This window comes from Kitasatospora griseola (assembly GCF_014648555.1).
Taxonomy (GTDB): Bacteria; Actinomycetota; Actinomycetes; order Streptomycetales; family Streptomycetaceae; genus Kitasatospora; species Kitasatospora griseola.
The window spans coordinates 173,950-200,715 of the sequence record NZ_BMRI01000009.1 but is presented as its reverse complement, the minus strand read 5'-3'; the positions used below and the strand labels follow the sequence as shown (position 1 = coordinate 200,715).

Here is a 26,766-nt window from a genome sequence, read left to right as displayed (position 1 = left end):
GGGAGGGCGGGGCGCAGCGGGGGCAGCACGTGGGTGTCGTAGGGCGCGGGCCGGTCGGCGGCGGGGCTGCGGGTGGCCAGCACCCGGGCGGGGACGGAGGCGCGGCCGCGCCGGGTGCGGCCGTACGGCGCGGGCCGGTCGGCGGCGGGGCGGTCGGCCGCAGGGGCGGGACGGCGGCGCGGGCCCGGGCGGGGCGCGGCGGGCGGGCCCGGGGCCGCGCCGGTGTTGGCGACCTCGATCCGCAGCCGGTCGCCGCTGAGCGCGGCGGTGACCTGGAAGGTGTCCCCGAAGTGCCCGGGCCCGGCGTGCTCGACCGCGTTGGCGCAGGCCTCGGTGAGGGCGAGGCCGAGGTCGAAGGCGTCCTGCGGGTGGACTCCGGCGGAGTCCATGGCGCCGAGCAGAATGCGGCGGGCGAGCGGCACGCTGGCCGGGTCGCGCTTGAGGTGCAGAGTCCACCAGATGTCCACGGGAGATCCCTCCTGGCTGCGGCTCCACATACAACTAGCTATCTCCTTGACGGTGCGCGGTGAACCGTCCGCACGCGCCGGTACCGCCCGTTCGGCGGATGGACTGCCCCTGTCCGGTGTGCCGATCGGCGCGTGGACGGGTGAGTGCGCCGGTCGGGTTCTCGCCATTCGCGGCGGGTTCCGGGGCCTGTCCCGGCAGCGGCTGTAGGCGGTGAGATGATGGCTCGGCCATGACTGACCCCACCGCCGCCGCCCGCCGGGGCGCCGCCGTGCCCGCGCGGGCCTCGGCTGCCGCCTGGGATCTGCGGGTGCTGCGCGCGGTGCCGTTCGCGCTGGTGTGCACGCTGGTGGCGGCCTTCGGGCACGCCCGGGCGGGCGGCGCGGTGGCGCCGGACACGCTGGCGGTGGGTTTCGCCGCGGTGTGCGCGGCGGCGGCGCTGCTCGGCGGGCGGGAGCGCTCGCTGGGGGCGATCGCGGCGGCGCTGGGCGCCGGGCAGCTGGGCCTGCACCTGTTGTTCCACCGCTTCGGTGACGGCATGGGCGGCGGCATGGCGATGGCGTCCTCGCCGATGGCCGGAAACGGCGGGCCGGACGGCGTGATGTCCGTGGCGGGCCGGCTGCTGTGCAACGACACCCCCGGCGACGGCCTGACGGTCGTTCCGCTGGGCACCACGCCCGACCAGGTGGTGAGCGCCGCGGGCCTGGACCCGCAGGCGTACGCGGCGGCGATGCCGCACGCGACGGGCTGGCTGGGGCTGACGCCCGGCATGGCGCTGGCCCACCTGGCGGCGGCCGTGGTCGCGGGCTGGTGGCTGCGGCGCGGCGAGGCCGCGCTGTGGCAGCTGGTGCGGGCGGCGGCGCTGACCGCCCGGGAGTGGGCGGCGCCGCTGCGGACGGCGGTGGCGCTGCTGGCGGCGCTGCTGCTGGGTGAATCGCGCCCGGCGCCGGTGCGCCGGAGCGGACGGCCGGAGGACTGGCGGCTGCCGGTGGCGGCCGCGCTGCGGCACAGCGTGCTGCGCAGGGGACCGCCCGCGGTGGCGTTCGCGCGCTGAACCGGGCCCGCAGGGGTCGGGGTTCGGGCGCGCACCGCTGTCTGCCGCCGGGTCCGCGTCGTATGCGGCTCGGCCGAGGCTCCCACTTCCCCCGTCATCCCCACGTGGCTCGCGCTGTCGCGCGGCCTCTCCCCTCAGGAGTCCCCTGATGCGTTCGCTTTCCGTCCGTCGTTCCGTCGGCACGCTCGTGGTGGCGGCCGGTGCCCTGCTGGCGTCCGCTGTCCCCGCCTTCGCGCACGTCTCCGTCCAGCCGGGCAGCGCCCAGCAGGGCGGCTACACCGCCGTGGCGTTCCGGGTGCCGAACGAGAGCGACACCGCCTCCACCGTGAAGCTGGAGGTCAGCCTGCCGCTGGACCACCCGATGGCGTCGGTGCGCACCCAGCCGCTGCCGGGGTGGACCGCCACCCTGGAGAAGTCGAAGCTCGACAAGCCGCTGGACTCGCACGGCCAGCAGATCACCGAGGCCGTCTCCAAGATCACCTGGACCGCGGACGCGGGCACCAAAATCGCCCCCGGGCAGTTCGAGGAGTTCAAGGTCTCGCTGGGCGCGCTGCCCACCGACACCGACAAGCTGACCTTCAAGGCGCTGCAGACCTACGACAACGGCGACGTGGTCCGCTGGATCGAGGAGAGCAAGGACGGGCAGCCGGAGCCGGCCAAGCCCGCCCCGGTGCTCAGCCTGACCAAGGCCGACGCCGCGGCCGGTGACCACCACTCGGCGGACACCTCCGCGAAGCAGGAGGCCGCGCCCGCCGCGAAGTCCTCCGACTCCACCGCCCGCACCCTGGGCGTGGTCGGCATCGTGGTCGGCGTGATCGGCGCGGCGCTCGGCGTGGCCGGGCTGCGCCGCCGCTCCGCGAACTGACCCCCGTCGGGCGGGGCCGCACCCGCGGCCCCGCCCGGCCTCCGCTGTCCCGCACCGCCCTCCCGCACTGTCCTCCCGCACCGCCCTCCTGTACGGAACGGAAAGTCCCTTGGCATCCCTCCGCAGCACCCGCCCCCGGCTCCTGACGGCCGCCGCCCTCGTCCTCGGCGCGTCGCTCGCGCTGTCCGCCTGCTCCTCGTCGTCCTCGGGCGGCGGGGAGACCAGCGGGGCGGCGAAGGTCAGCAAGCAGGCCTCGACCAGCCAGTACCAGGGCACGGTGCTCAGCAAGCACTTCGACAAGCCGGACCTGGTGCTGAACGACACCGGCGGCCGGCCGTACGACCTGAAGGCCCGCACCGCCGGCCGGACCGTGCTGCTGTTCTTCGGCTACACCAGCTGCCCGGACGTCTGCCCGACCACCATGGGCGACATCGGGGTGGCGATGTCCAAGCTGACGCCGGAGGAGCGGCAGAAGCTCGACATCGTGTTCGTCTCCACCGACCCGGAGCGCGACACCCCGCAGGTGCTGCGGACCTGGCTGGACTCGATGGGCAAGGACTTCATCGGGCTGACCGGCGACCTGGCGAAGGTGAAGGCCGCCGCCAAGCCGCTGGGCATCATGGTCGAGGACCCGGTGGTCGCCGCGAACGGCTCGGTGACCTCCACGCACGGCGCGCAGGTGCTGGCGTTCCTGCCGACCGACGACAAGGCGCACCTGCTGTACATGGCCGGCACCTCGGTGGAGACCTACCGGCACGACCTGGAGCTGCTCGCCAAGGGGGTGGCGGTGTGAGCCGCGGATTCCGGCGCAGCGCGCTGATCGGGGCCGGCCTGGCGACCGCGCTGGCGGCGGGCACCGTGGTGGTGGCCTGCCAGTCCTCGGGCAGTTCCTCCGCCGCGCCGAAGCTGTCGGTGGCCGACCCGTACATACCGCTGCCCGCCACCCCCGGCGGCATGGGCGCGGGCTACCTGACGGTGCGCAACGACGGCGGCTCGGACCGGCTGCTGAAGGTGAGCAGCCCGGGTGCCGGGTCAGTGACCATGCACCGCTCCACCGAGAAGAGCATGGAGGAGGTCGGCGAGCTGGAGGTGCCCGCGCACGGCACGCTGGACCTGGCCCGCGGCGGCAACCACCTGATGATCATGGACTGGTCGAAGCAGCCGGCCCTCGGCGACGAACTGGAACTGGACCTGGAGTTCGCCAAGGCGGGCACCGTCGTGGTCAAGGTTCCGGTGAAGCCGTTGACGTACCGTCCGGGAAGTTAGGTCCCGGCGATGACAGCAGACGGCGCGGCGACGAGAAGAGGCGCACAGGTGATCACGGTGGTGAAGCGGCGGCGGCTGGGCGCCCTGCTGGCGGTGCTGGTGGCGGCACTCGCCCTGGTGCTCGGCGGGGCGACCGCGGCATCGGCGCACGCCACCCTGGAGAGCGCCGACCCGGCGCAGGGCTCGGTGGTGCCGACGGCGCCCGCCGCGGTCACCCTGAGCTTCAGCGAGGGCGTGTCGCTGTCCGCGGACTCGGTGCGGGTGCTCGACCCGCGGGGCGCCGCCGTCGACGACGGCAGGCCCGAGCACGTGGACGGCAAGGCCGCCACCGCCCGGGTGGCGCTCCGTCAGGGCCTCGGCAACGGCACCTACACGGTGGCGTGGCGGGCCGTCTCGGAGGACTCCCACCCGATCGGCGGCGCGTTCACCTTCTCCATCGGCGCGGCCTCCGACACCAGCGTGAACGCCGCCGCCGTCCAGGGCGCCAAGGCCGACGGCGCGGTCTCGTTCGCCTACGGCACCGCCCGCACCGTCGCGTACGGCGCGTTCGCGCTGCTGGTCGGCGCCGCCGCGTTCGTCGTCGTGGTCTGGCCCGCCGGCGCGGCCGTGCGCGGCGTGCAGCGGCTGCTGATGACCGGCTGGGTCGCTCTGCTGCTGTCCACCGTCGCGGTGCTGCTGCTGCGCGGCCCGTACGAGCGCGGCACCGGCCTCGGCCAGGCCTTCGACCTGTCGCTGGTGCGCGCCACCCTGGACGAGCGGATCGGTACCGCGCTCGCCGCCCGGCTGCTGCTGCTCGCCGCCGCCGGTGTCTTCCTGTCGCTGCTGGTCGGCCAGTTGGGGCTGCAGCCGAAGCCGGCCGCGCCGACCCCCGACCCGGACGACGCGGGGATCGACCAGGAGGAGGCGGAGCTGCGCCGGCTGGAGCGGGCCGCCGCCGAGCGCCCGCAGCGCGACACCCGGCTCGGGCTGGGCCTGGCCGGGCTCGCGCTGGCCCTCGCGCTGTCGGCGACCTGGGTCGGGGCCGACCACTCCTCGGTCGGCATCCAGGTCCCGCTGGCGCTGCCGCTGGCCGCGCTGCACCTGCTCGCCATGGCCGGCTGGCTCGGCGGTCTCGCCGTGCTGGTCACCGGCCTGCGCCACGGCCTGCCCGTCGCCGCCGTCGAACGCTTCTCCAAGCTGGCGTTCTGGCTGGTCGCGGTGCTCGCCGGCACCGGCCTGTACCAGTCCTGGCGGGGCCTGGGCAGCTGGGGCGCGCTGGTCGACACCGAGTACGGACGGCTGCTGCTGGTCAAGGTCGGCTGTGTGGCGGCGATGCTCGGCGTCGCCTGGATCTCCCGCGCCTGGACCGCCCGGCTGCGCACCGCCGACGCGACGGCCACCGCCCCGGCGGCGGTCCCCGCGCTCGCCGTCGCCGCGGGCGAGGAAGCCGGCGGGGACGCGGGCGCCGGCGACGACGCCGATCCCGAGCGGGCCGCGCAGTTGGCCCGTCAGCAGGCGGTGCGGGCCAAGGCGCACCAGCGGCGCACCGCCGAGGGCTCGCCCGTGCGGGCCGGGCTGCGGCGCAGCGTGCTGGTCGAGACGAGCGTCGCCGTGCTGGTCCTGGTGGTCACCACGATGCTCACCAACTCCCCGCCCGGGCGGGTCGCGCAGGCGATCGCCGCGCAGCCCGGCGCAGCGGGCGCGGCCCCGGCGGCGGGGGCGTCCGCGGTGCCCGGCCGGACGCAGGAGCTGAAGCTGCCGTACGACACCGGCGGCCGCACCCCGAACGCCAAGGGCACCGCCGTGGTCACCGTGAACCCGGTCGGCACCGGTCCGAACGCGGTCGGCCTGAAGCTCACCGACGCGGCCGGGCAGCCGGTCGACGTCCCCGAGGTGCAGCTGGCGTTCACCCTGCCCGACCGCGACCTGGGCCCGCTGCCCGTCACCCTCCAGGCCGAGGGCGCCGGCGCCTGGAGCGGCACCGCGCAGCTGCCGCTGGCCGGCGTGTGGGTGGTCTCGGTGACCGTCCGCTCGTCCGACTTCGACCAGGTGACGGCCACCCAGCAGTTGAAGGTCGGCCAGTGACGGGGATACCGGCGGTCTCCCGGCGCGCGGTGCTCGGCGGCGCCGGGGCCGGGCTGGCCGTGGGCGCCGTCGGCGGGGCGTGGGGCGGGCGGGCCTCGGCACGGGAGACCAGGCCGTCGCCCGGGAGCGCCCGGGTGGCGTTCCACGGGCCCCGGCAGGGCGGCATCGTGGAGCCCGCGCAGGCCCGGGTGGAGTGGGCGGCGTTCGACCTGCTGCCCGGGACCGGGCGGGACCGCGCGGCGGGGCTGCTGCGGGACTGGTCGGCGGCCGCCGCGCGGATGGCCGCCGGTGAGCCGGGCGGGGACGGCGGCGGCGGGATCGCGCTGGACGCCGGCCCGAACTCGCTGACCGTCACCTTCGGCTTCGGCGCCGGCCTGTTCGACAAGCTGGGCCTGGCCGACCGCCGCCCGCCCGCGCTGGCCGCGCTGCCCGCGTTCCCCGGGGACGCGCTCGACCCGGCCCGTTCGGACGGCGACCTGTGGGTGCAGATCGGCGCGGACGACGCGCTGGTCGCGGTGCACGCGCTGCGGGTGCTGCGCCGGCTGGCGGCGGGGACGGCCGCGCCGCGCTGGCAGATGGCGGGCTTCTCCCGCACGCCCGGCGCGACGGCGCGGCCGATGACCGGCCGCAACCTGATGGGCCAGGTCGACGGCACCAACAACCCGCGCCCGCAGGACCCCGACTTCGCCGCGAAGGTGTTCGCCACCGGCCCCGGCTGGATGGCCGGCGGCAGCTACGCGGTGCTGCGCCGGATCCGGATGCTGCTGGACGACTGGGAGTCGCTGCCGACGGACCGCCAGGAACGGCTGGTGGGCCGCCGCAAGAGCGACGGCGCCCCGCTGTCGGGCGGCCCGGACGCGGGCGAGCGCACCCCCGTCGACCTGGCGGCGACCGCCCCGGACGGCACCCTGGCGATCGCCCCGGACGCGCACGTCCGGGTGGCCGCGCCCGCCTCCAACGGCGGGGCGGCGATGCTGCGCCGCGGGTTCTCCTTCCACGACGGCCTGCTGGCCGACGGCGCTCCCGACGCGGGCCTGCTGTTCGCCGCGTTCCAGGCCGACCCGGCGCGCGGGTTCGTCCCGGTGCAGCAGCGGCTGGCGCGCGGCGACGGCCTGTCGCGGTTCCTGCGGCACGAGGCGGGCGCGCTGTTCGCGGTGCCGCCGGGCGCGCCCGAGGACGGGTACGTGGGGCAGCCGCTGCTGGAGGGCTGACGCCGCACGGCCGTTCGAGGCCGCTGCCCGCCGTCCGGACAGCGGCACGGCGGGGCTCCGGAAGTGGCTAAGGTGGCAGATCGAGCCCTGCGGGCCCCACGCGGTTCGCATCACGCTGTTCGTTCGGAGGCGGTCATGTCGGCGACCCGTTACACCTATCTCGGTCCCGCGGGCACCTTCACGGAGGCGGCGCTGCGCACCCTGCCGGAGGCGGGGACGCGGGAGCTGACGCCGGTGGCGTCGGTGGCGGCGGCGCTGGACGCGGTGCGGGCGGGCGAGGCCGCGGGCGCGATGGTGGCGATCGAGAACTCGGTGGACGGCGCGGTCACCACCACCAGCGACGAGCTGATCAACGGCAGCGCGCTGATGATCTACCGCGAGGTGCTGCTGCCGATCTCGTTCGCGTTGCTGGTCCGCCCGGACACCGCGCTGGGCGACGTGAAGACCGTCACCGGGCACCCGGTGGCGCAGCCGCAGGTGCGGCACTGGCTGGCCGCGAACCTGCCGGACGCGCAGTGGGAGTCGGCGGCGTCCAACGCCGAGGGCGCCCGGCTGGTCCAGGACGGCCGCTACGACGCGGCGGTGGCGGGCGCGTTCGCCGCCGAGCTGTACGGGCTGCGGGTGCTGTCGGACGAGATCCAGGACGCGGCGGCGCCGACCACCCGGTTCGTGCTGGTGGGCCGGCCGGGGCGGGTGTCCTCGGCGACCGGCTGGGACAAGACCTCGATGGTGGTGTGGCTGCCGGACGACCACCCGGGTGCGCTGCTGGAGCTGCTGCAGGAGTTCGCGGTGCGCGGGATCAACCTGATGCGGATCGAGTCCCGGCCGACCGGCGAGGGCATGGGCAGCTACTGCTTCCTGATCGACTGCGAGGGGCACCTGAGCGAGCGACGGGTCAGCGAGGCGCTGATGGGCCTGAAGCGGATGTGCCCGCAGGTGCGTTTCCTCGGCTCGTACCCGCGGGCCGACCGGGGCACCGCTTTCCCGCTCCGGCAGGGCACCTCGGACCTGGATTTCACGGACGCCGCGGACTGGCTGTCGCGCTGCCTGGACGGCCGCGGCGAACTCTGACGCCGGCGCCGCCGCGCAAGAACGCGTTTCCGGCCGGAACGGGGTCCCACCGGGCCCCGTTCCGTTCATTTCCGACACGCCCGAACGTCACCTGCCCGGCCGACCGGCGTTCATCGGCGGCGCTCCGGGGCCTTCGGGAACCGGCTGGTTCATCCACAGGGCGGCGGCCGGCATCCACAGGGGCGGTTGTCCCCAGGTTCGGCGAAGTTATCCACAGGGAGGGCGGGAGTCGACAAACCGGTAAAGACACTCGCAGCCCCGGTCAGATCATCAGCTAGGGGCATAGGGAGGACTAATCGGACCAGAGTCACCCCTGCGCCGACAAATCACCTGTGCGAGCGAGCGAATTCCCTCACTCGGGAAGACGTATCGAGGTTTGAAACCTGAAATCATCGGTTCGACAGCCTACGGACCATGGGTTTTCCCCTGTCCACAGGCTTGGACGCGCACCTGTGGATAACTGAGCCCCGACAGAGTTGTCCACCGGGGTTATCCACAGGAAGGAGGGAGTTATCCCCAGCCCCGGAGCGCTCTCCCACACCCCCGCGCCGATGGCCGGGCACAGGATGCCAGATTTCCGGACAGAGCGCGACATACCCGCCCAAGCCGTGCACTGGCCGGAACCGGACCACCCTGCCACCGGTAGGCTTGATCCGTGATCGACCTTCGCCTGCTCCGTGACGACCCGGACCGCGTACGTACCTCGCAGCGCTCCCGTGGTGAGGACGTCGACCTGGTCGACGTCCTGCTCTCCGCCGACGAACGCCGCCGCGCGGCCGGCACCCGATTCGACGAACTGCGCAGCGAGCAGAAGCAGCTGGGCAAGCAGGTCGCCGCCGCCAAGGGCGAGGAGAAGGCCGCGCTGCTGGCCCGCACCAAGGAGCTGGCCGCCGAGGTAAAGGCCGCCGACGCCGCGCAGAGCGAGGCGAAGGAGGAGGCCGAGCGCCTGCAGCGCTCGCTGGCGAACCTGATCGACCCGGCCGCCCCGGTCGGCGGCGAGGAGGACTTCGTCACCCTTGAGGAGATCGGCACCCCCCGCGACTTCGCCGCCGAGGGCTTCGAGCCCCGCGACCACGTCGAACTCGGCCAGCTGCTCGGCGCGATCGACACCGAGCGCGGCGCGAAGGTGGCCGGCGCCCGCTCCTACTACCTGACCGGCCCGGGCGCGCTGCTGGAGCTGGCCCTGGTCAACATGGCGATGGCGCAGGCCTCCGCGGCCGGCTTCACGCCGATGATCACCCCGGCGCTGGTCCGCCCCGCCGCGATGGACGGCACCGGCTTCCTCGGCCAGGCCGCCGAGAACGTGTACTACCTCCAGGACGACGACCGGTACCTGGTCGGCACCAGCGAAGTCCCGCTGGCCGCCTACCACATGGACGAGATCCTGGACGCCGACAAGCTGCCGCTGCGCTACGCCGGCTTCTCGTCCTGCTTCCGCCGCGAGGCGGGCACCTACGGCAAGGACACCCGCGGCATCATCCGCGTCCACCAGTTCGAGAAGGTGGAGATGTTCGTCTACACCACGCCCGAGGACGCCGAGGCCGAGCACCGCCGCCTGCTCCAGTGGGAGAAGGACTTCCTGAACGCGCTGGAGCTGCCCTACCGGGTGATCGACGTCGCCTCCGGCGACCTCGGCGCGTCCGCCGCCCGCAAGTTCGACATCGAGGCGTGGATCCCCACCCAGGGCAAGTACCGCGAGGTCACCTCGACCTCCAACACCACCGAGTACCAGGCCCGCCGGCTCTCCATCCGGATGCGCGACAAGGACGGCGTCCGTCCGCTCGCCACCCTCAACGGCACCCTGGTCGCCGTCCCCCGGGTGATCGTCGCGCTGCTGGAGAACCACCAGCAGGCCGACGGCTCGGTGGTCCTGCCCGAGGCCCTGCGCCCCTTCCTCGGCGGGAAGGCCGTGCTGGAGCCCGCGGCCGCGTAGAGCCGACCGCCGGCACCGGCCGTACTCCTCGTACCGCCGCAACCCGTCGTTCCCGGAGCATCTGGAGCACTTCGCGCATGAGCACCGACGCCCTGCCCTACCGGCTGGTCGCCACCGATCTCGACGGGACGCTGCTCACCAGCGCCGAGAACGTCTCCGCCCGCACCCGGGAGGCCCTGGGCGCCGTCACGGCGCTCGGGGCGCAGCACATCATCGTCACCGGCCGCTCGGCGGGCTGGACCAGGCCGGTGCTGGACGAGATCGGCTACACCGGCATCGCCGTCTGCGGGCAGGGCGCCCAGGTCTACGACGCGGGGGCGCACAAGCTGCTCACCTCGGTCACCCTGGACCGGCAGCTGGCCGCGCTGGCGCTCGCCAAGATCGAGGCCGAGGTGGGCCCGCTGGCGGTCGCCGCCAACCAGGACGGCCTGGACGGCGAGGTGGTGGCCGGGCCGGGCTACCGGCTGCGGATCGCCACCGGGCTGCCGGTCCGCCAGGTCGCCGCGGAGCAGTTGCTGGCCGCGCCGGTCAGCAAGCTGTACATCCAGCACCCGGAGCTGACGGACGATCAACTCGCCGAGGCGGCATGGTCGGTGGCCGGTCAGCTGGTCGGCGTGGTGATGGCCGGCGACGGCATCGTCGAGCTGCTGCCGCTGGGCCTGACCAAGGCCACCGGCCTGTCGCTGGCCGCGCACCGGCTGGGCGTCCGCGCCGCCGAGACCATCGCGTTCGGCGACATGCCCAACGACATACCGATGTTCCGGTGGGCCGGCCACGGGGTGGCGATGGGCAACGCGCACGAGCAGCTGCGGGCGGTGGCCGACGAGGTGACGGTCTCCAACGACGAGGACGGCGTCGCCGTGGTGCTGGACCGGGTGTTCGGCCTCGGCGGCTGATCCGCGCGACAGACGCATGAAAGCGCCACCGGCCCGGGGCCGGTGGCGCTTTCGTGCGTGCTGGGGCCGGTCAGCTGCCGTAGCTGACGTTGGAGCAGACGTCGTCGTCCGCCGAGCGGGCGGAGTTGGCGACGCTGGAGGCGACCGGGCCCGGGTCGGCGGCGCCGCCGCTGGTCGCGGTGCCGGCGCCGGCGCCCGCCGCGTAGTCCTTGCCGAGCACCAGCGCGATGCCGGCGGTGGAGCCGGCCTCGATGGTGGCGCCGGGGAATAGCGCGGCGACGGCCTGCGCGTTGGCCTTCTGGCCGCTGCCGTACTGGACCACGGTGGTGGCGTGGTTCTGGTTGCTGGCGTTGCTGGTGCTGGTGACGGTGAAGTTCGCGCCCTTCAGCGTCGTGGCGGCCTTGGTGCCGAGGCCGGCGGTGGTGGTGCCGTTGTAGACGCCGACCTTGATGCCGGCGCCGTTGGCGGTCGGGGCCGGCGGGGCGCTGGAGGACGGGGCGGCCGGCTCGCTCGGGGCGGCGCTCTGCTCGCCGCCGCTGGCGTCCTCGCCGTCGAGGGTGCGGTCGGCCTTGAGGGCGGCCCACAGCTGGTCGACCTGGGGGTGGTTCAGGCCGATCCGTTCCTTCTCGTAGTGCCAGGGGGTGGTGAGGAACTTGATGTCGTGCAGGTCGATGTCCTTGAGCGACGTCCCGAGGTTGAGCAGCTTGTCGACGCCGGCCAGGTCGGGGTCGACGGTGAGCGCCTTGGTGGCGGCGTCGGCCAGCGGCAGCAGGTTGGTGGGGCTCATGCCCTTGCTCTTGACCGACTTGATCAGCGAGGACAGGAACGCCTGCTGGCGCTGCATCCGGCCGACGTCGGAGTTGTCGCCGATGCCGTGCCGCAGTCGGACGTAGTCGAGGGCGGCCTGGCCCTCGACCGTCTGCACGCCCTTCGGATATATCTCCTTGCCCTTCTTGGGCAGGTTGGGGTTGAGGTCCTTCTCGTATATCGCGTTCGGCAGGCAGACCTCGACGCCGCCGACGGCCTTGGTCATCGCGGCGAAGCCCTCGAAGTTGACCACGATGGTGTGGTCGACGCGCAGGCCGGTCAGCGCTTCGACGGTGTTCTGGGTGCAGGCCGGGTTGCCCTGCTCGCTGTTGCCGACCGAGAAGGCGCTGTTGAACATGGCGTTCGCCTGCGGCTTGGTCCAGCTCTTGTTCGGCAGCATGCACTTGGGCACGTTGACCAGTGCGTCGCGGGGGAACGAGACGCCGACGGCGTGCTTGTGGTCGGCGTAGACGTGCAACAGGATCGTGGTGTCGGAGCGGGCGCCGCCCTCCTCGCCGCCACCGAGGTCCTTGTTGTTGCCGGAGCGGGAGTCGGAGCCGATCAGCAGGATGTTCATCGGGCGGCGGCCCTGGGAGTCGGCCTCGGCGGCCGCGGGGCGGTCCTTGCTGATGCCTTCGCCGTCGAAGGCGGAGATGTTGGCGTTCAGTCGCCAGTAGACGTAGCCGCCGCTGCCGACCACGGCGACGGTGGCGCCGACCACCGACCAGATGATGATCTTCTTGGTGCGGCGGGGCTTGCGGCGGCCCTGCGCGGCCGCCCGGCGGGATCCGGCCCGGCCGCCGGCGCCGGAGCCGCCCGCCGACTCGGTCTCGGGCTCGGCGGCGGGAGCGGCACGGCGCCCGGAGCGCGGCGGGGTGGCCGCGGCGCCGCGCGGCGGAGTGGCCGCCGAGCCGCGCGCCTGGGCGCGGCGGGACTCGGCGCGGCCGCCGGGCGCCGGTGCGTCGTCGTGGCTGCCCGCGCGGCGGCGCGGGACGCCCTGGGACGGCGCGTCGTCGCGATAGGGAGCGTCCTGCCGGTAGGCGTCGCCCTGCGGCGGCTCGTTCTCCCACCAGCCGGCGCCCCCGTCCGACGCCCCCGCCCTCTGGCCTGCCATACACAACACCCTTCACCGGAGGCGGCCTTCGGGCGCCTCAGCAATCGCTCCGTCTGCTGGGCGGACGGATGAAGCTATGAGAGCGGAGCATATAAAGGGATCATTGCCGAGTCACGGCCCGGGGCACCGCTCCGAGCACTCGAACGACGTGTGCGGACCGCCGGTTCCCGTTCTCCCGTGTGAGACAGGCGACTTCAGCGCGCCGACCGGTTTCGCGCGATCCTCCCCGCACTGCGGCCGTCCCCGGATTTCTCCCGCGTTTCCGCACGCCAGGGCGGTTGTAGGATGACCGGGCAAGGAGTTGTAGGATGACCTACATCGAACCGTGGACGTGAAAGGAGCCCGGCGTGGAGGGACTGCAGGCGGCCGGGCGGCGTTCGCTGGTGGACGAGGCGATCGAGCAGCTGCGTGAGCAGCTGGCGGCCGGGGCGTGGCCGGTGGGGTCGCGGATCCCGACCGAGCACGAGCTCGCCGAGCGGCTGCGGGTGGGGCGCAACACCGTGCGGGAGGCGATCCGGGTGCTGGTGCACGCGGGGATGCTGGTCTCCCGGCAGGGCGAGGGGACGTTCGTCCGCTCGACCAGCGACCCGGCATCGGTGCTGCGCGGGGTGCAGCGCTCGGGGGTGCGGGACGTGCTGGAGGTGCGCGCCGCGCTGGAGACCGAGGCGGCCCGGCTGGCCGCCGAGCGGCACACCCCGGACGACCTGGCCCGGATGCGGGCGGCGCTGGCCCGGGAGGCCGAAGTGATGGCCGCGCACCCCGAGCGGGCCGGCCGGGAGGCCACCGTCGAGCACGACCTGGAGTTCCACACGGCGATGGTGGAGGCGGCGCACAATCCGGCGCTGACCGAGGTGTACCGGTACTTCGGGGCCTCGGTGCGGGAGTCGATGCGCGCGGCGTTCGGCGACCACGAGATGCCGGAGGTGGCGATCGGCACCCACGCGGCGCTGGTCGACGCGATCGAGAGCGGTGACCCGGAGCGGGCCGAGGCGGCCTGTCGGGCGCTGCTGGCGGAGCCGACGGCGGCGGTGGAGCAGCTGCTCGCCGAGATCGCCGCGCGCAAGTAACGCCCCGCCCGCCGCCCGGTCCTCCTTCTTCTTCCACCCGCACAGAGAGTCAGCCCTGCCATGTCGGTCACCCGTGCCGTGCAGCCCGTCCTCGATCCGAAGGTCGGTACCCGAACCGCCAAGTTCGCGCACCCCGCCCTGCTGTTGGTGGGGATCGTGCTGGTGGCCCTGAACATGCGGGCCTGCCTGGCGGCGGTCTCGCCGATGGTGGCGGAGATCCAGCACACCTTCGGCCTGTCCGCGGCGGCGAGCGGCCTGATCACCACGGTGCCGGTGCTGTTCCAGGGCGTGGGCGCGCCGCTGACGCCGCGGCTGACCCGCCGGTTCGGCACCGAGCGGGTGGTGCTGGGCGCGGTGCTGGCGCTGGGCGCGGGCGTGCTGCTGCGGGTGCTGCCGTCGGTGTGGACGCTGTACGCGGGCTGCATGGTGATCGGCGTGGCGATCGCGGTGCTGAACGTGTCGATGCCGGGCCTGGTGAAGCGGGAGTTCCCGCACCGGGCGGCCATGATGACCGGTGTCTACTCGACCACCATGCTGGTCGGCGCGACCATGGCGGCCGCGCTGTCGGTGCCGCTGGAGCACGCCCTGGGCGGTGGCTGGCAGGCCTCGCTGGGCGCCTGGTCGGTGCTGGCGCTGGTCGCCGCGGTGGCCTGGCTGCCGCAGGTGCTGAAGGCCCGTCAGGAGGCCACCGTGCCGCTGCGGGTGGCCCCGGCGGCGGTGCCGCAGAAGCCGGCCGTCAGCCCGTGGAAGTCCCCGCTGGCGTGGCAGATCAGCGCGTTCATGGGCATCTCCTCGCTGCTGGTGTACACCCTGGTGGCGTGGATGCCGACCGTGCTGGCCGACCACGGGATGCCGCGCGGCGAGGCCGGTCTGGTGTTCGCGTTCAGCAACCTGGTGCAGGTGGTCGGCGCGTTCCTGGTGCCGCTGGCGGCCGGCCGGATGACCCGGCAGCGCGGGCTGGCGCTGGCGATGGCCGGGCTGAACGCGGCCGGCATCGCCTGGCTGCTGCTGGCCCCGGTGTCGGGCGCCTGGTTCTCCGCGGCGGTGCTGGGTCTGGCGCAGGGCGGCTCGCTGGGCCTGGGCCTGGCGTTCATCGTGCTGCGCACCGACAGCGTGCTGGGTGCGGCGCGGCTCGGCGGGATGAGTCAGGCGGTGGGCTACCTGGTGGCGGCGGCCGGCCCGGTCGGCGGCGGCGCGCTGAAGCAGCTGACCGGCAGCTGGGACGCGACGCTGATCGTGATGCTGGTGCTGGCCGCGGTGGCGGCCGTGGCCGGCTGGGGCGCGGGCCGCGACCGGACGGTCTGACGGCAGCATCGGGAACGACGGAACGGCGGGGACGGCTGCATGCCGTCCCCGCCGTTCCGCGTCGTACGGGCGGGCCTACTCCTCGCCGTTGAGGGTGAGGCCGGACAGCTTGACCGAGGCCAGCGCGGTGGCGCCGACGGCGGCGACGATCAGCAGCCACACCGCGGTGGTCAGTCCGACCGGGGCGGTGACGGTGCCGTCGGCGGCGATCGCCTGGGTCACCGACAGGCCCCACTGCTGGACGGACAGGGTGCGGGCGCCCTCGACGTAGTTGCCGATCAGGCTCTCCCAGATCAGCGCGTACGCGAGACCGGCGATCACCGCGTGCCGGGTGACCACGCCGAGCAGCAGGAACAGCGCGCTGTAGGCGGTGCCGGCGACCACGGTGCCGAGCGCGTAGCCGAGCGCCAGGTTGTCCGCCGTCCCGTAGACGATCAGGCCGGCCACGTAGGTCGGCAGGGCGGCCAGCAGCCAGGTGGCGCCGATCGCGACGGCCAGTTTGGTGGTGACGATCTGCCAGCGCGGCAGCGGCTTGGCCAGCAGGTAGACGATCGAGCCGTCCTCGATCTCGGTGGCGATCACGCCGGTGCCGACGATCAGGCCGGTGATCGGGACCAGCGTGCCCAGGGCGAGGTTGCCGAGGATGCTGTGCGCGAGTTCCAGCTTGTCGAGGTCGCTGTTGCGGGCGATCACCGAGATGACCAGCAGCAGGACCGGGACGGCCAGCAGGATCAGGACGCGCCGGCGGCCGAACAGGCCGCGCGCGGTGAGCCTGGCGACGGTGGTGTTCATCGTGGGCCCTTCAGGACGAGACCAGGTACGAGAAGACGCTTTCCAGCGACTCGTCGGCCGGGGAGACGGTGTACAGCCGGATGCCGGCCTCGCGGGCGACCTTGGGCAGCAGGGTGGTGAAACGCTGGAAGTCGATCGCCTCGATGCGCAGCGCGCCCGCGGCGGAGCCGCCCTCGGGCAGGGCCTTGGCGTCGAGTTCGATGCCCGCCGTGGAGCCGTCCGCGATCAGCGCGGAGGCGAGCCGCCGGTCGTCGCTGGAGCGCACCAGGTAGCGGTGCGGGCGGTCGGTCATCAGGCGGCGGATCTCGCGGAAGTCGCCGGAGGCGGCGTGCCGTCCGGCCACCACCACCTCGATGTGGCGGGCGAGTTGCTCGACCTCTTCGAGGATGTGCGAGGAGAACAGCACGGTGCGCCCGTCGGCGCCGAACCGGCGCAGCAGTTCCATGAGTTGGAGGCGCTGGCGGGGGTCCATACCGTTGAACGGCTCGTCCAGCAGCAGCACCGCCGGGTCGTGGACCAGGGCGGAGGCCATCTTGACGCGCTGCTTCATGCCCTTGGAGTAGGTGCCGGTCTGCCGCTCCTGGGCGTACTCCATCTCGACCAGCGCGAGGGCCCGCCGGGCGGCGGCGCCGGGGTCGGCGAGGCCGTGCAGTTCGGCATTGGCGAGGACGAACTCCCAGCCCGTCAGGTAGTCGTACATCGACTCCTTCTCGGGGACCAGGCCGATCTGCCGGTAGACCTGCTGGTTGCGCCAGATCGGGACGCCGTCCAGGGTGACCGCGCCGGAGGAGGGGGCGAGGAAGCCGCTCATCATGTGGATGAGGGTGGACTTTCCGGCGCCGTTGGGGCCCAGGAGGCCGGTGATGCCCGGTCCGATGGTCATGGTGACGTCGTTGACGGCGACCACGTTGCCGAACCAGCGGGAGACCTTGTCGATGGTGATGACGGCCATGGCTGCCTCTCAGACGTTCCGGTAGCGGCGCAGCATCAACGCGTAGCTGCCGGCCGTGAGGAGGACGATCACCGCGCCGTACACCAGCACGCCGGCGGTGCCGGGGGCGGCCATCCGGTCGAAGCCTTCGCCGCCGGTGTCGAAGAGCGTGTTGACCAGGCCCTCGACGGTGCGGGTGGGCGACATCAGCTCGGCCCAGTGCGCGGACTCCCTCGGAACCGGGTCGAAGCCGCCGGTCAGGGCGCGGACGATCTGCGAGACGCCGCTGGTGATCATCAGGCCGCCCATGATGGCGGCGACGCCGAAGCCGCGGCGCGGGGTGGCGGCGGCGATCAGCAGGCCGATCGCGGAGTACAGCAGCGCGTACAGGACGGCGGCGATCAGGCCGTACATCAGGTGGGCCAGGTTGTCGCCGACCGGGAAGCTGTTGAGCATCGCGCCGACGAACAGCACCAGCAGCGGCAGCGTCATGATGATCAGCAGGGCGCTGACCATGGCGGCGAACTTGGCGGCCACGTAGTCGCTGCGGCTGGCCGGCCGGGAGAAGTACAGCGGGACGACGTGGTGGCGCAGGTCGCGGGACATCAGCACGGGGGCCTGCGCGGCGAGGAAGATCTGCGCCAGCACCCCGAACCTCGACAGGTAGACGCTGTAGTCGATCGGCATCTGCTTCAGGTTCGCGAACGCGACGATGGCGATGATCGCCAGCGTCGGGGCGACCAGTGCGCCGAACAGCAGGAACGGCAGCACCTTGGACTTGCCGGAGCGGCCGAGGCCGAACGCGGCGCGCAGGCTCTGCACGTACAGCGAGCGGGTCGCGTAGCGGCGGCCCAACCGGGGCCCGGTGTACGGGCGGTATCCGATGTCGTGGATGACACCGCGGTGGGTCTGGGCGGGGGTGGTCATGCCTGCTCGCCTCCTGCCGGCACGGCCGCGGCCTGCTCGTGGTGCGCCTCGTGCTGTTCTGCTGCCTCGGAGTCGGTGCTGAAGATCTCGGCGACCCGGTGGCGGCGCTGCTCCAGCCGGATCAGGCCGAGGCCGAGGTCGTCCACGGTGTCGCGGACGGTGTCGTAGGTCTCGTCGCCGGTGAGCTCCACCAGCAGGATGCGGCCGCCGTCGGCGCGCACCGTCAGCCCGGCGGCGGTCAGCCGCTCGCGCAGCACCGCCTCGGAGTCGAAGGCGCGGTCGACGGGGTGGTCGGTGACCTCGACGGCGAGCAGCTGGGTGGCCTCGGTGAACGAGGCGGTGGAGGAGGACCGCAGCAGCTTGCCGCCGTCGATCACCACCAGGTGGTCGCAGGTGCGCTCCAGCTCGCCCAGCAGGTGGGTGGTGACCAGCACCGAGATGCCGAAGTCGGTGTGGACGCGGCGGATCAGGCCGAGCATCTCGTCCCGGCCGACCGGGTCGAGGCCGTTGGTCGGCTCGTCCAGCAGTACCAACTGCGGGTCGTGGACGAGGGCCTGAGCGAGCTTCACGCGCTGCTTCATGCCGGTCGAGTAGCCGCCCATCGGGCGGTAGCGCTCCTCGTACAGGCCGACATGGCGCAGCGTGTCGGCGGTCCGCTCGCGGGCCGCGGCGGCCGGCAGGCCGGACATCCGGGCCATGTGCACCACGAACTCGGTGGCGGACACGTCCGGCGGCAGGCAGTCGTGCTCGGGCATGTAGCCGACCCGTTCGCGGATTTCCGCGCCCTGGGTGGCGATGTCCAGGCCGAGCACCCGGCCGGTGCCTTCGGTGGCGGGGGACAGACCGAGGAGGATCTTGATGAGGGTGGACTTGCCCGCGCCGTTCGCTCCGACCAGTCCGACCACGCCGGGCTGCACCTCCACGGTGAGCCGGTCGAGGGCGGTGACCCGGGGGAACCTCTTGGTGAGGCCGTCCGTCTTGATGACTGTGGACACGGTCATCAACGTAACGCCGGTCACCCGCGCTGCGGAATGCGCTGAGAAGCTGACCTTTCGTCCGTCCACGGGATGACGCTCCGGCCCCGCCCCCTAGGGGTACCGGGCGCGGGGCCGGTTCATCGATACACCGATGATGCGTCAACTCCGATGTCCAGCAGCCTCGTTCAGGCCAGCATGGCGCTCTGCAGCAGCACTACCTGGCGGAACGCCTGGTCCGGGACGCCCTGCGGGTTGGTCAGCTGGACCAGCCCGACCACGTCGCCGTACTGCAGCCAGCCGATCCGGCCGGTGGGCCGGTCGCCGGACTTCGCGTCCGAGTCCCGGACGTTCACCTGGCCGACCGCCACCGGGTAGCCGAAAGCGGCGATGTCCACGTGGGAGGCCTCGATGTCCTTGGTCGCGGTCATCAGGTTGACGCCCGAGTAGAAGTTGCTCGCCTCGTCCTGCGAGCCGAACCGGAACAGCCGGAGCTCGGCGCGGGTGCCGTCCTTGGCGGTCCAGCCCTGGGCGGCCGCACCCCGGCAGGCGTCGCTGATCAGGAACTTCGTGTACTTGTCGTCCTTGGCCAGCATCGCGTCCCGGTCGCACGGCACCCAGCGGCCCACCACCGGCGGCAGGGTCGCGGAGGCGCTCGCGGAGGCGCTCGGGGACGCGCTCGCGCTCGGGGACGCGGCCCCGCTCGGGCTCGCGTTCGGGGCGGCGGACGGGCCGGTGCCGACGGCGCCCTTGGGCAGCGGCAGCAGCAGGCCGCGCAGGTCCGCGGTGTGCTTCTTGAGCTTGTTGTCGGCCGGGGCCGAGGCGCCCGCCGGCAGCGGAGGCAGCGTCAGCTCGGGGAAGGCGTACCGGCCGTCGTTCGGCGTGGCGAGGCCGGGCAGGTCGGTGCGGTCCGGCAGGGTCACCGCGACGGCGGTGGCCGCGCCGAGCACCACCGTCGTCAGCACCGCCGCGCCGACCTGCCAGAACCGCTTGTGGTCGCGCTTGCGCGCCTCGACCGACGCCTCGTCACCGGCCTCGCCGGGGACGGCCCACGGGTCGTCCGCCGCCGGGCCGCCCGACGCGGCGTCGGCCCCCGCCAGCCGGTCGGGAGCGGTCCAGGCGTCGGTCTGCTTGGTGTCGGCCTGCGCCGTGTCGGCCTGCTTGCTGTCGGCCGTCGTCGAGGAGGTCGGCTCGTCCGGCTCGACCGGCCCGGGGTTCGGGGTGATGTCGGTGCTCATGCGGTGGCTCCCGGGGTGGCCAGTCGGTCGAGTTGCTGACGGAACAGGTCGACGACCCTGTTCTGGTCGAGGGGCGCGACCCCGGCGACGTCCATCTGCACCAGCAGGTCGCCCACGCCGGCGTAGCACTGCAGATAGTCCAGCTGGTCGCCGGCCTTCAGCGTCGGCAGAGCGCAGTGCGCCTCCGCGTGCCCGGCGACGCCCGGGCCGGCCCGGTACAGCTCGTTGTCGGTGTACCACTTGCCGTACGAGTTGTTCTCCGCGGCCACCGCCTGCTGGTTGAACTGGCTCAGCACCAGCGTCACCGTGGTGCGGTTGTCGATGTAGGTCATGCTGCGGGCGCCGATGGCCTGGATGTGCAGCGAGGACAGCGCGCTCTCGGCGTCCTTGCGGTACTTCTCCGGGACGTCGGCGAGGGTCTCCTTGAGGACCTTGTCCAGGTCCGCGTCGCGGATCTCGTTGTCGTTGCCGATCGACTTGTAGTCCGGGCCCAGCTCGTAGGCGGACGGCACCGGCAGCAGCAGGTCGCGCAGGCTGCCGAAGTGGTTGCCGTTGGACTTCGCGCCCCACGCCTGGCTCGGGCTCGCCGAGGGCGCGGGCGCCGCGGCCACCGGAGCCGGGGAGTCCTTGTAGTGGACCTCGATGATCACCTCGCCGATGCCGACGCCGACCAGCGCCGCCGCGACCACCGCGGCGACGGCCTTCTGCACGGTGCGGCGCGGCTTCACGGCCGGGGCGGCACCCTGCGCGGCCTCGGCGGTGGTGAACTCCGGTACGGCGGTGCCCGGTTCGACAACCGCGGCGTCGACCGTCGCGGCCTCGGCGGCCGGGGTGACGGCGGGCGGCTGCGCGGGCGCGGCCGGCTCGGGGGATTCGATGTCGGTCACGCGAGACGCTCCCACTGTCGCTTGGCGATGTCCTCCAGCTGGGACCGGTCCACCGGGTTCTTGGAGTGGACCGACACGAACATCAGCACGGTGCCCTTCCGGGCCAGGGCCTCGGCCCAGTAGTACTTCTCGGTGCTGCGGGCGTAGGTCGTGGCCTCCTGGGCGACCATGATCATGCTGTCGTCGTTGCCCGGGATCTTCGACAGATCCATGCCGGACGTGCGCGGGACCATGGCCGAGATCGCCCCGGCCGCGCTCTCCGGCTTGTACTGCATCAGGTTCACCCGGTACTGGGTGTCGTCGACCGACCAGCCGACCGCCGCCTGCCGACGGAAACCGCTGCTCAGCAGGTTGTTGAACGCCTCGGCGCTGTCGCCGAAGGTCTCCGCCTGGTCGTCGGCGGTCATCCAGCCGTCGCCGTCGCCCAGGAGCAGGTCCTTGGTGCCGTCCGGACGCTTGATCAGCAGCTCGCGCAGGTCGCCGTCGATGTTCAGCGGCTGCGGGCCGGCCGCGGCCAGCGCCTTGGGGTCGACCCGCTCGGCCGAGTACGTGAGCTTCGGCGCGACCAGCTCGGGCAGCGGCGTCGCCGGACGGGCGGCCTGGATGCCGTAGCCGATGGCCCCACCGATCACCGGACCGGCCACCACGGCGATCAGCAGCATGGCGCCGACCCCGAGCTTCCGCTTCCTGCGGGCGGGCTCCTCACCCGCGGCGAGCGTCTCGGCCTGCTCGAAGCCCTCGGCCGGCGCGGTCTGCTCGGCCGGCTCGGACGCCTCGGTCTGCTCGGCCGTCGGCGTCTTGGACAGTGCGTCGGACGGTGCGTCAGCAGTCGCGGACGCGGGTGCCTCGGTGGGTGCCGGAGGGATGGCCGTCGGGGGTTCGGACGGCACGGCGGCGGCCGCCCCGGGCTCCGCGGCGCCCGTGGACTCGGTGCTCAACTGGTTCTCCTGGAAGAAGAGTTCGGGACGGCCGTCAGCCGTTGGTGAGGCGGTCGCGCTCGCGCTTCATGGCGTCGAAGAGCAGCGCCTTGTCGGGATCGCCCTGCACCTCGACGGTGATCTCGTAGACCACGTCGCCGACCACGCCGATACCGATCAGCGCACCGGTGTACGCCTGCTGCTTGGGCTTGAAGATGTAGCCCTTGGCGTTGGACACCCCGTCGATGTCGAACGAGTCGCTGCTGTAGCTGGAGTGGTCGGCGAAGCCCTGCGCGCGGTCGGTGCGGCCGAAGCGCTTGAGTTCCGAGCGCACCTCGGTCTTGCCGTCCCGCAGGCGGTAGGTGCGGCCGGCGGCGTCCTTGAAGCCCCAGGAGTCCAGCACCTCCTTGATGTCGACGCTGTCGTTGTACTGCGCCTGGAGGTCGTCCGTGCTCAGCATCGCGCCGTCCGGCGAGCCGTACGGGTCGGCGTTGTCCGGCACCGGCAGCAGGAAGTAGCGCAGGTCGCCGCTGTGCTTGCCGTCGGAGACGCTGCCCTGCAGCGTGCTGGCCGGACGCGGCGGCGCGGGCGGCGTCGGGGTCGGGGTGGGCGACGGGCTGGGCGAGGCGCTCGCACTGGCCGAGGCGCTGGTGGCGGGCGCCGGGGCGGCAGCCACGTGCGCGGCCCGGTCGGGCTTGCCCACCGCGACGGTGACGGCGGCACTGGTCGCCGTCACCGCGAGCAGCACGGCCACCGACAGCGCGACGCCCGCCGCCCGGGGCAGCCCGCGGTCGGCGGCCGGCTGCTCGACGACGGTCTGCTCGGGGCCGGCCGGGGCCGGGGCGGACGGGGTGGGTTCGGTGGCCGCCGGCCGGTCGGCGGGCTCGGCGGCCGGCTCCTGACCAGGGGTCGGTTCGGAAACGGACAAGGGTCTCCCCCCAGAGTGCGCGTGGACGACCGCACAGCACGGCACGAGCCGTCCCCCCGGTCGGCTCTCGGGCACCGGTGTCACCATGCGGTGCACGAATTATGAGAGCCCTGTGCAGTCGTCAACAACACGATTGGGCCACCGATTTGCCGCAATTCCCGGCCAATCGGACAGGCCGTGACCGAAACGCAACCCCACCCGGCTCAGCTCGCGCCCGGGCCATCCTTCGTGGACGGAGCAGGCGGCTCCGACGGGGCATCAGCGGGCGCGGCGGACGGCTCCTCCGGCGTCGGCTGCGCGGGCTGCGCGACCGGTTCCGCCGGGGCGGCCGGAGTGGGCGGCGCAGGCGGCGCGGGAGGCGCGGGAGGCGTCGGCTGCGTCGGAGGAGTCGGCTGCGCGGCGGGGTCGGACAGCCGGATGCCGGCGGCCTCGGCCAGGGCGATGTCGAGGCGCTCCTTGCGGATCCGGCGGTCGATGTACATCACACCGTTGGCGAGCGGCGAGAGCGGCGCCGTCACCACGGTGAACAGCAGCATCAGCAGCGCGCCGAGCACCATCACGACGGTCAGCCCGCCGGTGCTGATCATCTCGCTCGGCCGCTGCGCGTCGACGTCGTCGATCACCAGCGTCGGCATCAGGCTGGTGATGACGACCCAGAGCGGGACCAGCACGATGTTGGCCGCGAGTCGGCCGGCCATCGACACCACGATGCTCAGCAGCAGACTGCGCCACCAGTTGCCCTCGTTGAGCCGCCAGGCCCGGCGGACCGCGGCGACCGGCCTGGCTTCCTCCAGCACCAGCACCGGCACCTGCAGCGTCAGCCGGATGGCGACGAACAGGATGGTGATGCCGACGGCCGGGACCAGCAGGAACGCGAACAGCATCGGCAGCGGGTTGCTGGTCCACACCGCCAGGCCGAACGGGACGGCGAGCGACAGGACGTACGCCAGGATCATCGGCCCGATCACCGTGGCCTCGGACTGCACGGCCGGCCACAGCCGGGGCGCCGCCTCCTTCCACGCCTGACCGGTCGTCATCGGGCGGCCGAGCGCCGCTGCCCGCAGCACCACGGTCGACAGTGGGGCTGCGACCAGGTACACGGCGAGCAGCGCCAGTCCGCACACCAGGAACACCAGCAGCATCGGGCCCATCACGTCCCACATCTGCTGCGCGGTGGCCGCCTCGTCCCCGTCCGGCAGCCGGTCGAGCGCGTCGCGCAGGCTGCCCACGCAGAGCACCATGACCAGCACCACCGGCACCACGCCGATGCCCGCCACCGCGAGCAGCGGCAGGTACAGCGCCTTGGGGTAGCGGCGGATGGTGTCGAACACGGCGTTGAACATCTCGCCGAACGACAGCGGGCGCAGCGGGATCACGCCGGGCTTCGGCGCGAGCGGCACGGCCCCCCACGGCCCCTGCCCCCACCCGCCGGGCCCACCCGCACCGGGCTGCCCGTACCCCGGCCAGTAGCCCGGCCCGGGGGGCTGCCCGTGCCCCCACTGCCCGCCGGGCTGCTGCCCGTGACCGCCGCTTTCCCCGCTCATCGGTACCCCCTTCAGAGACCCTCGCCCCGGCAGGCGCCGGGTTGCGACGAGCCTAGGACTCCCCTCCGACCACGCCCGCCCCGGCCCCTGACCGGGCCCACCGGATCACTTGACGCTCCATCAACTCAGTTGCGCCAGGCCATCGGTGGCGATCCGCTCGAAGACCGCGAGGTCGTTCGCGAAGATCGAGTCCGGAACGGGCCAGTGCACCACCAGTTCGGTGATGCCCAGCTCCTGGTACGTCCCCGCCCAGTCGACGAAGGCGTCCACGGACTGCAGCGGCCGCTCGACGGTCGACCCCTGCAGCAGCACCTTCTCCAACTCGCCGACGTCCCTGCCCCGTTGCTCGCAGGCTGCGGCCAGCTTCGCCAACTGTCCGGCGATCACGCCGGGCGCCTGCTCCACCGGCACCTCGGCAGGCCCCTTCGGGTCGCCGTACGTCACCCAGCCCTGGCCGTACTCGGCGGCCAGCCTCATCCCGCGCGGCCCGGCCGCCGCGACGTAGAACGGCACCCGGGGCGTCTGCACACAGCCGGGGATGTTCCGCGCCTCCACCGCCGAGTAGTACGCGCCGTCCCGCGTCGTCGCGTCCTCCCGCAGCAACTCGTCCAGCAACGGCAGGAATTCGCCGAACCGGTCGGCCCGCTCCTTCGGCGACCAGGCCTCCTGCCCGAGCGCCGTCGCGTCGAACCCCGTCCCGCCGGCCCCGACCCCCAGCGTCACCCGCCCACCGGACACGTCGTCCAGCGTGATCAGTTCCTTCGCCAACGTCACCGGGTGCCGGAAGTTCGGCGAGGTCACCAGCGTCCCCAGCCGAATCCGCTCGGTCGCACACGCCGCCGCCGTCAGAGTCGGAACCGACCCGAACCAGGGCGACTCCCGGAAGCTCCGCCAGCTCAGGTGGTCGTACGTGTAGGCCGCGTGAAAGCCGAGCTCCTCGGCCTGCCGCCAGATCTTCTGTCCCTCGGCCCACCGGTGGATGGGGAGGATAACGGTACTCAAGCGCATACAACGACGATACGCACACATTCGGCGCACCTTCGGAGCACTCGCGCAACGGTGCGGGCAGGTCGGCTAGCGTGGCCCCGTAGGCGCGCTGAGCAGGCCGGAACCGGCTCCGGGCGGGGCGGAGCGGGTCGAGGCATACCGCCACTGCTGGGCACAGTGAGCGTCGGAACCTTCAAGAGCGGGAGGGCTCGCATGGCTGTCGATGTGCGGAGCGAGGACGAGACACCGTTGCGGGGCCTGATCGAGCGCTGTGCCGAACTGAAGGGCGAACTGGTCGAGTTCGCCCAGAGCGCGCGGTTCGACCGGTGGCTGACCCCGCTCCTGCTGGAAGCCGCGGGCCCTGAGCGGCGGCTGGATGAGGCTGAGGCGGTCCGGATCATCGATCACTTCATCCTCCGGTACCCACTGCCGGGCGGTACGACCGTGGTGGACCGGTTCGTCGCAGGGCAGCGGGACCTGACCGAGGCCGATCGAGCGATGCTGCTCGGCTGGCGTGACCCGGTCGAGGGCGTCTTCGAGGTCCGGCGCAAGGACGGGGACGCGGTCGTCCTGCTGAACCTGGTCGACGACCTGGAGTACCGCACCTACTCGAACGTCGGGCGGGAGGCCTTCCGCAGAGTGTCCGCAGGAGGGTTCCTCCTCGCCTGCCTGGTGCCCGTCCACTCGGCCGACGGGGCGTGGCTGATCTCGGGTGCGATGTCGCCCTACCCGAGGTCCAGCGCCACCGAGATCGCCCGGGCCGCGCTCCAACTTGCCACCAGCCGCCCCTCGTTGGTCTTCCGCAACCCCGAGAAGATCGAACAGGGATGGCGCTCGATGCGGGAGGACCGGGCCGCGTTCGTCGAGTTCTGCGGCAGCGACGAACTGGTCCTTCTCCCTGCCGAGGCCGAGGAGCTGCTCAACTCCTACTACCGGCACCGACAGCACGCCGCCGTCGCCGAACAGCCCGACCGAGTCCGGGGCAGGCGGCTCCCGGGCCTGGACTTCCCGGCCTTCGAACTACCGCGAGGACTCGCGGATTCGGAGACCGTCGGCGTCATCTATGACGACGTCGACGGGCTCAACTTCTACCCGGACTACGGGATGCTGCGGAGCCTCTTCACCGACCCGGCCGTCGCGGGCCGCAAGCAGCACCAGGACCTGCTGCGCGTGTACCTGCGCGAGGAGTCGATCGCGCCACTGCCGATCCGCCGGCTGGCCGCCGCCCACCCGGAGACCGTCGACGAGGTGTTCCGGAAGCTGCTGCGGAAGCCCGGATTCACCTGGACCGAACACGGTGACGAACTGCTTCGCCGGCGCAAGCCCTGGTACTACGAGAGCGAGCCCCGCCCTGGCGTCTCCGTGATCGGCGAGCGTCTCGGCGAACTCGCCGCCGGCGGCCGACGACGGAAGTTCAGCAGAGCAGAGCGCGTACCGCGTCAGCCCGACCATCCGTAGGAGGGAGACCGAGAAGGCATCCTGCCCGCGCCGACGGCGGACACCGAGCCGGATCGAACGTCCTT

The 26,766-nt window shown here is 73.1% G+C and carries 24 protein-coding genes; 12 read left to right on the top strand and 12 right to left on the bottom strand.

Going from position 1 to position 26,766, the window contains the following annotated elements:
• A partial coding sequence (locus IEZ12_RS14560) for an ATP-binding protein (RefSeq protein ID WP_229847536.1) occupies window positions 1-467 on the bottom strand: 467 nt, incomplete at its 3' end.
• A gap of 230 nt (window positions 468-697) precedes the next feature.
• On the opposite strand from IEZ12_RS14560, the gene IEZ12_RS14555 reads away from it, so the two are divergent.
• From IEZ12_RS14555 to IEZ12_RS14515, 9 genes are all read left to right on the top strand, one after another.
• Window positions 698-1,519, top strand: a complete 822-nt coding sequence (locus tag IEZ12_RS14555) for a hypothetical protein (protein ID WP_229847535.1) — start codon at window positions 698-700, stop codon at window positions 1,517-1,519.
• A 148-nt stretch (window positions 1,520-1,667) separates the two neighbouring features.
• Window positions 1,668-2,384 (top strand): YcnI family copper-binding membrane protein, encoded by a 717-nt coding sequence (locus tag IEZ12_RS14550; protein ID WP_189272414.1) that lies wholly within the window; start codon window positions 1,668-1,670, stop codon window positions 2,382-2,384.
• A gap of 109 nt (window positions 2,385-2,493) precedes the next feature.
• Entirely contained in the window at window positions 2,494-3,177 is a 684-nt protein-coding gene (locus IEZ12_RS14545) for an SCO family protein (RefSeq protein WP_189272413.1), read from the top strand.
• On the top strand, window positions 3,174-3,650 hold the full coding sequence (locus IEZ12_RS14540) for a copper chaperone PCu(A)C (protein ID WP_189272412.1): 477 nt from the start codon (window positions 3,174-3,176) through the stop codon (window positions 3,648-3,650). Before IEZ12_RS14545 ends, IEZ12_RS14540 begins: the two co-directional genes overlap by 4 nt.
• 9 nt (window positions 3,651-3,659) lie before the next feature.
• Complete coding sequence (locus IEZ12_RS14535) at window positions 3,660-5,714, top strand: copper resistance CopC/CopD family protein (protein ID WP_189272411.1); 2,055 nt, start codon at window positions 3,660-3,662, stop codon at window positions 5,712-5,714.
• Entirely contained in the window at window positions 5,711-6,925 is a 1,215-nt protein-coding gene (locus tag IEZ12_RS14530) for a Dyp-type peroxidase (protein WP_229847533.1), read from the top strand. The genes IEZ12_RS14535 and IEZ12_RS14530 overlap by 4 nt, the downstream gene beginning before the upstream one ends.
• A gap of 135 nt (window positions 6,926-7,060) precedes the next feature.
• Entirely contained in the window at window positions 7,061-7,996 is a 936-nt protein-coding gene (pheA, locus tag IEZ12_RS14525) for a prephenate dehydratase (RefSeq protein ID WP_100589081.1), read from the top strand.
• Between the two features lie 655 nt (window positions 7,997-8,651).
• Entirely contained in the window at window positions 8,652-9,929 is a 1,278-nt protein-coding gene (gene serS, locus IEZ12_RS14520) for a serine--tRNA ligase (RefSeq protein WP_189272409.1), read from the top strand.
• A 77-nt stretch (window positions 9,930-10,006) separates the two neighbouring features.
• Window positions 10,007-10,825 carry an HAD family hydrolase gene (locus IEZ12_RS14515; RefSeq protein ID WP_043915438.1) on the top strand — a complete coding sequence of 273 codons (819 nt, stop codon included), beginning with the start codon at window positions 10,007-10,009 and terminating at the stop codon, window positions 10,823-10,825.
• Window positions 10,826-10,895: 70 nt separating this feature from the next.
• Here IEZ12_RS14515 and IEZ12_RS14510 read toward each other — a convergent pair whose 3' ends face one another.
• A complete protein-coding gene (locus IEZ12_RS14510) occupies window positions 10,896-12,746 on the bottom strand; it encodes an LCP family protein (RefSeq protein WP_189272408.1) in 1,851 nt (616 codons plus the stop codon).
• Between the two features lie 347 nt (window positions 12,747-13,093).
• On the opposite strand from IEZ12_RS14510, the gene IEZ12_RS14505 reads away from it, so the two are divergent.
• Both IEZ12_RS14505 and IEZ12_RS14500 read left to right on the top strand, forming a co-directional pair.
• The gene (locus tag IEZ12_RS14505) at window positions 13,094-13,813 is read left to right on the top strand and encodes a FadR/GntR family transcriptional regulator (RefSeq protein ID WP_100589526.1); all 720 of its coding nucleotides are present in this window, start codon (window positions 13,094-13,096) and stop codon (window positions 13,811-13,813) included.
• Between the two features lie 60 nt (window positions 13,814-13,873).
• Window positions 13,874-15,118 carry a CynX/NimT family MFS transporter gene (locus tag IEZ12_RS14500; protein WP_189272407.1) on the top strand — a complete coding sequence of 415 codons (1,245 nt, stop codon included), beginning with the start codon at window positions 13,874-13,876 and terminating at the stop codon, window positions 15,116-15,118.
• A 75-nt stretch (window positions 15,119-15,193) separates the two neighbouring features.
• Here IEZ12_RS14500 and IEZ12_RS14495 read toward each other — a convergent pair whose 3' ends face one another.
• The 10 genes from IEZ12_RS14495 to IEZ12_RS14450 form a co-directional block, all read right to left on the bottom strand.
• On the bottom strand, window positions 15,194-15,910 hold the full coding sequence (locus tag IEZ12_RS14495; protein ID WP_043915434.1) for an ABC transporter permease: 717 nt from the start codon (window positions 15,908-15,910) through the stop codon (window positions 15,194-15,196).
• A gap of 10 nt (window positions 15,911-15,920) precedes the next feature.
• Window positions 15,921-16,862, bottom strand: a complete 942-nt coding sequence (locus IEZ12_RS14490) for an ABC transporter ATP-binding protein (RefSeq protein ID WP_043915433.1) — start codon at window positions 16,860-16,862, stop codon at window positions 15,921-15,923.
• A gap of 9 nt (window positions 16,863-16,871) precedes the next feature.
• Complete coding sequence (locus IEZ12_RS14485) at window positions 16,872-17,768, bottom strand: ABC transporter permease (protein WP_043915431.1); 897 nt, start codon at window positions 17,766-17,768, stop codon at window positions 16,872-16,874.
• Window positions 17,765-18,769 (bottom strand): ABC transporter ATP-binding protein, encoded by a 1,005-nt coding sequence (locus tag IEZ12_RS14480; protein ID WP_189272406.1) that lies wholly within the window; start codon window positions 18,767-18,769, stop codon window positions 17,765-17,767. The genes IEZ12_RS14485 and IEZ12_RS14480 overlap by 4 nt, the downstream gene beginning before the upstream one ends.
• Before the next feature lie 161 nt (window positions 18,770-18,930).
• Window positions 18,931-19,980, bottom strand: coding sequence for a hypothetical protein (locus tag IEZ12_RS14475; protein WP_189272405.1), 1,050 nt, complete (start codon window positions 19,978-19,980; stop codon window positions 18,931-18,933).
• Window positions 19,977-20,867 (bottom strand): hypothetical protein, encoded by an 891-nt coding sequence (locus tag IEZ12_RS14470; protein ID WP_189272404.1) that lies wholly within the window; start codon window positions 20,865-20,867, stop codon window positions 19,977-19,979. The genes IEZ12_RS14475 and IEZ12_RS14470 overlap by 4 nt, the downstream gene beginning before the upstream one ends.
• Window positions 20,864-21,805 carry a hypothetical protein gene (locus IEZ12_RS14465; protein ID WP_189272403.1) on the bottom strand — a complete coding sequence of 314 codons (942 nt, stop codon included), beginning with the start codon at window positions 21,803-21,805 and terminating at the stop codon, window positions 20,864-20,866. Before IEZ12_RS14465 ends, IEZ12_RS14470 begins: the two co-directional genes overlap by 4 nt.
• Window positions 21,806-21,839: 34 nt before the next feature.
• Window positions 21,840-22,712 carry a hypothetical protein gene (locus IEZ12_RS14460; protein ID WP_189272402.1) on the bottom strand — a complete coding sequence of 291 codons (873 nt, stop codon included), beginning with the start codon at window positions 22,710-22,712 and terminating at the stop codon, window positions 21,840-21,842.
• Between the two features lie 203 nt (window positions 22,713-22,915).
• Window positions 22,916-24,256 carry an RND transporter family protein gene (locus tag IEZ12_RS14455; RefSeq protein WP_189272401.1) on the bottom strand — a complete coding sequence of 447 codons (1,341 nt, stop codon included), beginning with the start codon at window positions 24,254-24,256 and terminating at the stop codon, window positions 22,916-22,918.
• Between the two features lie 120 nt (window positions 24,257-24,376).
• The gene (locus tag IEZ12_RS14450) at window positions 24,377-25,264 is read right to left on the bottom strand and encodes an LLM class flavin-dependent oxidoreductase (protein ID WP_189272400.1); all 888 of its coding nucleotides are present in this window, start codon (window positions 25,262-25,264) and stop codon (window positions 24,377-24,379) included.
• A 192-nt stretch (window positions 25,265-25,456) separates the two neighbouring features.
• Here IEZ12_RS14450 and IEZ12_RS14445 point away from each other — a divergent pair, with 192 nt between their 5' ends.
• A complete protein-coding gene (locus IEZ12_RS14445; protein ID WP_189272399.1) occupies window positions 25,457-26,701 on the top strand; it encodes a hypothetical protein in 1,245 nt (414 codons plus the stop codon).
• Window positions 26,702-26,766 lie beyond the last annotated feature (65 nt).